The organism is Halolamina salina (genome assembly GCF_042678005.1).
GTDB classification, from domain to species: Archaea; Halobacteriota; Halobacteria; order Halobacteriales; family Haloferacaceae; genus Halolamina; species Halolamina salina.
This window is the reverse complement of the sequence record NZ_JBHUDH010000035.1, coordinates 16,654-23,090: the sequence shown is the minus strand read 5'-3', so window position 1 is coordinate 23,090 and position 6,437 is coordinate 16,654. Positions and strand designations below refer to the sequence as shown.

Sequence of the window (6,437 nt, the reverse complement as noted above, 5' to 3'; positions counted from 1 at the left end):
GCCGTCGACCTTGATCTTGAACGTCCGGAACCCCGCCTCGAAGGCGTCGACGACGTTTTCCGCCACCGTCTCCGCCGGGAGCGCGCCGGAGGCGAACGCGAGCGGGATCGATTCCCGGCGGGGGTGGCCCAGCAGCTCCTGGAGGGGGACGCCGAGCTGTTTCGCCCGGAGGTCGAGCAGCGCCATCTCGACGCCCGCGCTCGCACCCGGGTTGCCGGGGAGGCGGTCGGCCAGATCCCGGCAGGCTCCGAGCGCCGCCGTGACCGGTTTCCCCTCGATCGCCGGGACGAACTCCGATCGGACGATCGACGCCATGGTGGCCGCGGTGTCGCCGGTGAACCACTTCAGCGCCGACCCCTCGCCGTAGCCGGTCGCGTCGGCCGTCCGCGCCCGCACGAACACGTGTTGGGTCGGGCTCTGGTCGTCGTACGACGTGGGGAACGCCTCGGCGTAGGGGATCTCACGGCTCACGACCTCGACACTCGTTATCATGCGAACACCAGTGCGAACGAGTCAATTAAGCGTTGTGCCGGTTCCGCCGATACTCACCCCCAAGCGAGTATTGAAATAGTTCGGTTCGCAACACCAGCCTGCATGAGTGAGGCAATCACTGACAGGAGCGCGTTGAGCGACGTGGAGCGGCGGGTCGTCGACGAGGTTTCGATCGACGAGCCGTGGGCTCTCTTGGAGGAGTTCTCGGAGTTGGAACGGCTCTCCGGCTCGGAGGACGAGCGGGCGGCCGCCGAGTACCTCACCGGGCGGCTGGACGCGTTCGGCGTCGAGTACGAGCGCTACGATCCCGAACTGTACATCAGCCAGCCCCACGACGCGTCGATCCGGACGATCAACAAGACGTTCGAGCCCGGCATCGTCAAGACGGTCGGCTTCTCGGCGTCGACGACGGTCGAAGCCGAAGTGGAGTACGTCGGCACGGCCAGCAGCGACCTCGTCGACGACGGCGAGGGCGGTCCCCGCGAGCCGTTCGCGGAGTTGGACGACCTCGAGGGGCGGATCGCGCTGGTCGACGGCGGGAGCTTCTCCATCGGCGCCACGACCGTACTGGAGGAGAAGGGCGCCGCCGGCGTGATCGCGATCCACGAACACGAGCGCGAGCCACACGACGGGATCGCCACGCCGGTGTGGGGCGGCGCACCCCCCTACGACGAGCGGGACCGCATCCCGGACGTGCCGATCGCCAACGTCACGAAACACGACGGCGAGATCCTCCGGGAGTGGGCCGAGAGCGACGAGGGGCTCGAACTCGAACTCTCGACCGACCTCACGACCGACTGGATGGCGTGTCCGATCGTCGAGGCACGCATCGAGGGCGAGGCCGACCCCGAGAACGACGACTTCCTGCTGCTGCACGGCCACTACGACTCCTGGTACGTCGGCATCACCGACAACGCGACCGGCGACGCCGGGATGCTCGAACTCGCCCGGGTGTTCGAGGAACACAGCGACCAACTGAAACGCGACATCCGGATCTGCTGGTGGCCCGCCCACTCGACCGGGCGCTACGCCGGATCGACGTGGTACACCGACGAACACGCGCTCGAAATCGCCGAGCGCTGCGTCGCACAGGTGAACATGGACAGCCCCGGGGCGAAGGACTCCGCGGAGTACACGGACATGTCCTGCTGGACGCCCGAGGCCCACGGCCTCGTGACCGACGCCATCGACGACGTGGCCGGCATCCCCTCCGCGGAGCAGTTCCCGCCGCGGGCGGGCGACTACTCCTTCGACAACATCGGGGTGACCGGCTTCTTCATGCTCGGTTCGAACATCCCCGAGGAGATCAGGGAGGAACGGGGGTACCACCCGGTCGGCGGCTGCGGCGGCAACTCCGACGCCTGGCACGTCTCCACCGACACCCTCGACAAGGCCGGGAAGGACGAACTCCTGCGGGACATCCGCATCTACGCGGTCAGCATCCTGCGCGTACTGAACGCCGAGCTGCTGCCGTTCGACCACGCCCGGTACGCCGACCGCCTGATCGATCAGGTCGAGGAGTACGACGACGCCGCCGGCGACGCCTTCGACTTCGGCCCGACCCTCGACGAACTCCGGGCGCTCCGAGCGGAGATCGAGTCGTTCCGGGAGCGCGCCGAGGCGGGGGAGATCGATCCCGAGACCGCGAACCGCGCGATCACCGACCTCTCGCGCACCCTGACCCGGCTCTACCTCGTCGAGGACGGGCAGTTCGAGCAGGACCCGGCGACGAGCCGGAACCCCGTCCCGCGGTACGATCCGGCCTACGACTTCGCCCGCGTCGACGGCGACGACGCCCGATTCCTCCAGGTCCAGCTGAAGCGGGCACAGAACGAGACGGTGTACGAGCTCCGACAGGCCCGGAACGACCTCCCGAACTGACCGACCGAGCGGGCGAATTTCCCGCTTTGCAGAACGTTTCTCCCCGAAAATCGAACGAACGTGCAGTCCGTATCGGAACGGCTCCGGCCTGTCTCAGCGGCCGGCCGCCGCTGGTGTGCGATAGTCCGAGCGACTCCGTACGAGGAGTATCGTGAGACGAACGCCGTTACCGCTCTCCGGTAGCTGTGTTCCGTGATCCGGGAATCGTTCCCCGAACTATCACAGCAGTACGGTTGTGATAGATATCCGGATTTCCCTCAGTCGAGCGTGATCGTTTCTCACACCGGAACGGGCGTTTACCATGGTAACAATTAACACACTCTACAGCAGCCTGATGTTCAGCTCCAGCTCCTTCTTCACGTCGAGGAGGAGTTGGGTGTACTCGCCGTCGGCGGCGCCGACGCGGTTGATCGGTCCCGAGATGCCCAAGGCGCCGACGACCCTGTCGTCCTGTGTCTCGATGGGGACCGAGACCGCGCCCAGCCCCTCGACCGTCTCCTCGACGTTGGTGGCGTAGCCGCGCTCCCGGACCTTGTCGAGTTCGTCGAACAGCACGGCCGAGTCGGTGATCGTGTGTTCGGTGATCGCGTCCAGCCCGTTCCGATCGATGTACGCCTCGACCGCCTCACGCGGCCACGTCGAGAGGATTGCCTTCCCCCCGGCCGTGGCGTGGAGCGGGCGGAACGTCCGGGCGTCCGACCGGGAGACGAGACCGTTCCGCCCCGTCTCCTTGAACAGGTACACCAGCCGGCCGTCCTCGTGTGTCGTGAACTGGACGAGCTCCCCGGACTCGTCGGCGAGGTCGCGGACCTTCCGCTTGATCATCGGGTAGGAGGGGTCCCGGAGGTGGATGCGGTTGGCGTAGCTGAGGAACTCGAAGGAGACGCGGTACTGTCCCTCCTCTCGGCTCACGTATCCAACGGAAACGAGCGTCGAGAGGTGCCGGTGGATCGTGCTCTTCGACAGCGCCAGCGCCTCGGAAACCTCCGTAAGCGTGACCGGTTCGTTGTCCCGAACGTGTTCGAGGATCTGAAACGATCGTTCGACCGACTTCAGCGGGTTCGAACCGTCTGCCATGGTCTTGTCGACGCTTCACATGGGGCCGGCTTAATGGTTCCGCCAACCGGAACGATCCTCCCACTGGTTCGAAGCGGGCGGCTCGGCGCCGCCGAAATATCTGTTCCCTGTCCCGGGAGCGGACACCCCCTCGAAAGAACTATGCCGGTTTGGTGACACCGCCACCCATGGGTACTGACAAGCAGTATCAGGGGTACGAGCCGTTCGACTACCTCGACGCCGGCGAGGACTACGAGGCGTTCGACACGCAGGACGGCCCGCACTACTTCGACGACCCGTACGAGATCCCCCTCGACGAGGCGGACGAGGCCCGTGCGGAACGGCTCTCCGCGGCGGAGACGATCGTCTCGCTCCACGAGCACGCGTTCTACTTTCCCGAGAACATCGAGGAGATCGACGACTACTGCCGGCAGGGCCGGGCGATGACCGCCTACGACGCGCTGGCGGCGTCGAACCTCGACGCGGTGTTCGACTGGCACCTCGACGGCGTGCTCCGGATGCACTCGAAGAACGGCTGGAAGTTCTCGGAGGTGGTCCACGATCTGGGGATCAGAGCCGCCGACATCGCGAAACAGGAGTTCGTCACCCGCGCCGGCAGCGTCGACGACATCCGCGAGGCCCACGAGAACGGGCAGGTCGCGATCGTCCCGAGCATCGAGGGCTGTATGATGATCGAGAACGAGCTCGACCGCCTCGACGTGCTCTACGGGCTGGGCGTCCGCGCGCTCGGAATCACCTACAGCGAGTCGAACGCGCTCGGGACGGGGATCAACGACGAGGACAGCGACGGCGGCCTCACCAGCTTCGGCGAGGACGCCGTCGAGCGCATGAACAAGCTCGGCATCCTGATCGACCCGAGCCACGCGAGCAGGCAGACCACCCTCGACACCTGCGCGGCGAGCGAGGACCCCGTGATGCTCTCGCACAACGGCGCCCGGGACCTGCTCGACATCACCCGCCTCGACGCCGACGAGGTGCTCGAAGCCGTCGCCGACACCGGCGGCGTCATCGGTATCCAGTCCGCACCGCACAACGTCGCCTCCCCGGACCACCCGACCCACACCATCGAGTCGGTGATGGACCACTTCGAGTACGTGAAGGATCTCGTCGGGATCGACCACGTGTCGTTCGGGCCGGACACGCTGTACGGCGACCACGTCGGCCTCCACAAGTACATGGGGAAGAACTACGACAAGTACCCCGACTGGCAGGAGGTCGAGTTCGAGTACGTCGAGGGAATGGAGAACCCCACGGAGGCGTGGCACAACATCGTCCGGTGGCTCGTCCGCGAGGGCTACTCCGACGAGGAGATCCGAAAGGTCACCGGCGGCAACACCCTCCGGGTGCTCGAAGCGGTCTGGTAGCCCGTCGGGGACCGCGTCGGCGCTGTCGAGCGTGAACGCTTTCGCCCCGCGGGATCGCACCGAACCGCAGCCCGGCTCAGTTCAGCGCCGAGTAGCCGAGCCCGCCGGCGAGGCTCATCAACGCGGCGCCGACGGCGGCGATCAGCACGCGATCGAACGTCGTCGCCACCAGATCGGAGAACGCGCCGAACACGGCGATCGAGAACCCGACGGCGGCCAGTACCGCGGCGAGGCTGAGCGTGAGCATGAACAGTTTCTGCCCGCCGGCAGCGATCAGACGACTCACGGGATTGGCGCTTTCGGCCATCGAGTAACCGTGTACATCGGTGCCACATAACTGTGTCGTCCGACGCCGAGCCGAAACGGCGTTCGGGCCGTCGTCGTCCCCCAGTCGGGGACGGGCGGCTCAGTCGTACAGGTGACAGGCCACCTGTCGGCCGTCCTCCAACTCGGCGAGTTCGGGCTCGTCGAGCTCACACGGCGTCGTGAACGCGTCGGCCAGCCGCTCGGCCGCCGCCTCGTTCTCGCCGCGGGCGAGCGCGGTCAGCGCCTCGTCCACGATCGCCTCGGCGTCCGCGTCGACGAACGTGCCGTCGAAGCGCCGCTCCTTGATCGCGGCGGCGACGGACTCGGGGTCGTCCGGCGACTCGGCTCGCTCCCGGGCGCGGTCGACGCGGACCGAGCCGGCGTCGAGGTCCTGCCGGAGGTCCATGAGCTCGCGGAACCGTCCGTCCGCGAACTCGAACTCCTCGGGCGGGATGACCGCCGGACAGCGCGTGTGGAACCGACAGCCCGACGGGGGATCCCGGGGCGACGGCGGCTCGCCGCTGATGTCCACCGGCGTCCGCTCGACGGTCGGGTCCGGCACCGGCACCGAGTCGACCAGCGCCTCGGTGTAGGGGTGTTTCGGGTCCTCGACGATCCGGTCGGTGTCGCCGATCTCGACGATCTCGCCGAGGTACATCACGGCCGTCCGGTCGCTGACGTTCCGGATCAGGCTGAGGTCGTGGCTGATGATCGACAGCGTCAGCCCCTCCTCGCGGCGGAGCCGCCGGAGGATGTTGAGCACGCTCGCCCGGATGCTCACGTCGAGCATCGACACCGGCTCGTCGGCGAGCAGGAAGCTCGGGTCGACGACCAGCGCCCGCGCGATCGCGACGCGCTGGCGCTCCCCGCCGCTGAGCTGGTCGGGGAACCGCCGCAGGTACTCCTCCGGCGGGGAGAGCCCAACCTCCGCGAGCGTCTCCTCGGCGACCGCGACCCGCTCGGAGTACGTCAGGTCCTCGCCCAGCAACGCCAGCGGCTCGGTGATCGTCTGCTGGACCGTCATCCGGGGGTTGAGGCTCTCGAACGGGTCCTGAAAGATCATCTGGGCCCGGCGGCGGAACTCCTCGTTGGGAATCTCGTCGATCGACTCGCCGTTCAGCGAGATCGTCCCGTCGGTCGCGGTGTGGAGACGGAGGATCGTCCGCCCGAGCGTCGACTTCCCGCAGCCGGACTCGCCGACGATGCCGAATATCTCCCCCTCGCTCACGTCGAAGGAGACGCCGTCGACGGCCTTCACCGGCGGCGACTCCCGGCCCAGCAGCGAGTCGAGCAGCCCGCTGCCGGTGTCGAAGTACT

Annotated in this window: 5 protein-coding genes and 1 pseudogene; 2 read left to right on the top strand and 4 right to left on the bottom strand. The window is 67.4% G+C overall.

All coding sequences use genetic code 11. The features are described from left to right. A pseudogene (locus ACFR9S_RS04445) lies at positions 1-492 on the bottom strand (hypothetical protein); the annotation flags it as partial. A 102-nt stretch (positions 493-594) separates the two neighbouring features. Here ACFR9S_RS04445 and ACFR9S_RS04440 point away from each other — a divergent pair. Then, positions 595-2,373, top strand: coding sequence for a M28 family peptidase (locus ACFR9S_RS04440; protein ID WP_379818140.1), 1,779 nt, complete (start codon positions 595-597; stop codon positions 2,371-2,373). A 321-nt stretch (positions 2,374-2,694) separates the two neighbouring features. On the opposite strand, the gene ACFR9S_RS04435 is transcribed toward ACFR9S_RS04440, so the two are convergent. Beyond that, the gene (locus tag ACFR9S_RS04435) at positions 2,695-3,450 is read right to left on the bottom strand and encodes an IclR family transcriptional regulator (RefSeq protein WP_379731138.1); all 756 of its coding nucleotides are present in this window, start codon (positions 3,448-3,450) and stop codon (positions 2,695-2,697) included. Between the two features lie 167 nt (positions 3,451-3,617). Here ACFR9S_RS04435 and ACFR9S_RS04430 point away from each other — a divergent pair, with 167 nt between their 5' ends. Next, the gene (locus ACFR9S_RS04430) at positions 3,618-4,814 is read left to right on the top strand and encodes a dipeptidase (RefSeq protein ID WP_379731139.1); all 1,197 of its coding nucleotides are present in this window, start codon (positions 3,618-3,620) and stop codon (positions 4,812-4,814) included. Between the two features lie 76 nt (positions 4,815-4,890). On the opposite strand, the gene ACFR9S_RS04425 is transcribed toward ACFR9S_RS04430, so the two are convergent. Both ACFR9S_RS04425 and ACFR9S_RS04420 read right to left on the bottom strand, forming a co-directional pair. Continuing rightward, positions 4,891-5,121: a hypothetical protein gene (locus tag ACFR9S_RS04425; protein WP_379731140.1), complete on the bottom strand. Its 231-nt coding sequence runs from the start codon at positions 5,119-5,121 to the stop codon at positions 4,891-4,893. 99 nt (positions 5,122-5,220) lie between these two features. Beyond that, a partial coding sequence (locus ACFR9S_RS04420) for an oligopeptide/dipeptide ABC transporter ATP-binding protein (RefSeq protein ID WP_379818139.1) occupies positions 5,221-6,437 on the bottom strand: 1,217 nt, incomplete at its 5' end.

What these genes read in the sequence shown, in the direction of transcription:
- ACFR9S_RS04440 (WP_379818140.1), top strand. Translation starts at nt 595, where the DNA reads ATGAGTGAGGCAATCACTGACAGGAGCGCGTTGAGCGACGTGGAGCGG.
- ACFR9S_RS04430 (WP_379731139.1), top strand. Translation starts at nt 3,618, where the DNA reads ATGGGTACTGACAAGCAGTATCAGGGGTACGAGCCGTTCGACTACCTC.
- ACFR9S_RS04435 (WP_379731138.1), bottom strand. Translation starts at nt 3,450, where the DNA reads ATGGCAGACGGTTCGAACCCGCTGAAGTCGGTCGAACGATCGTTTCAG.
- ACFR9S_RS04425 (WP_379731140.1), bottom strand. Translation starts at nt 5,121, where the DNA reads ATGGCCGAAAGCGCCAATCCCGTGAGTCGTCTGATCGCTGCCGGCGGG.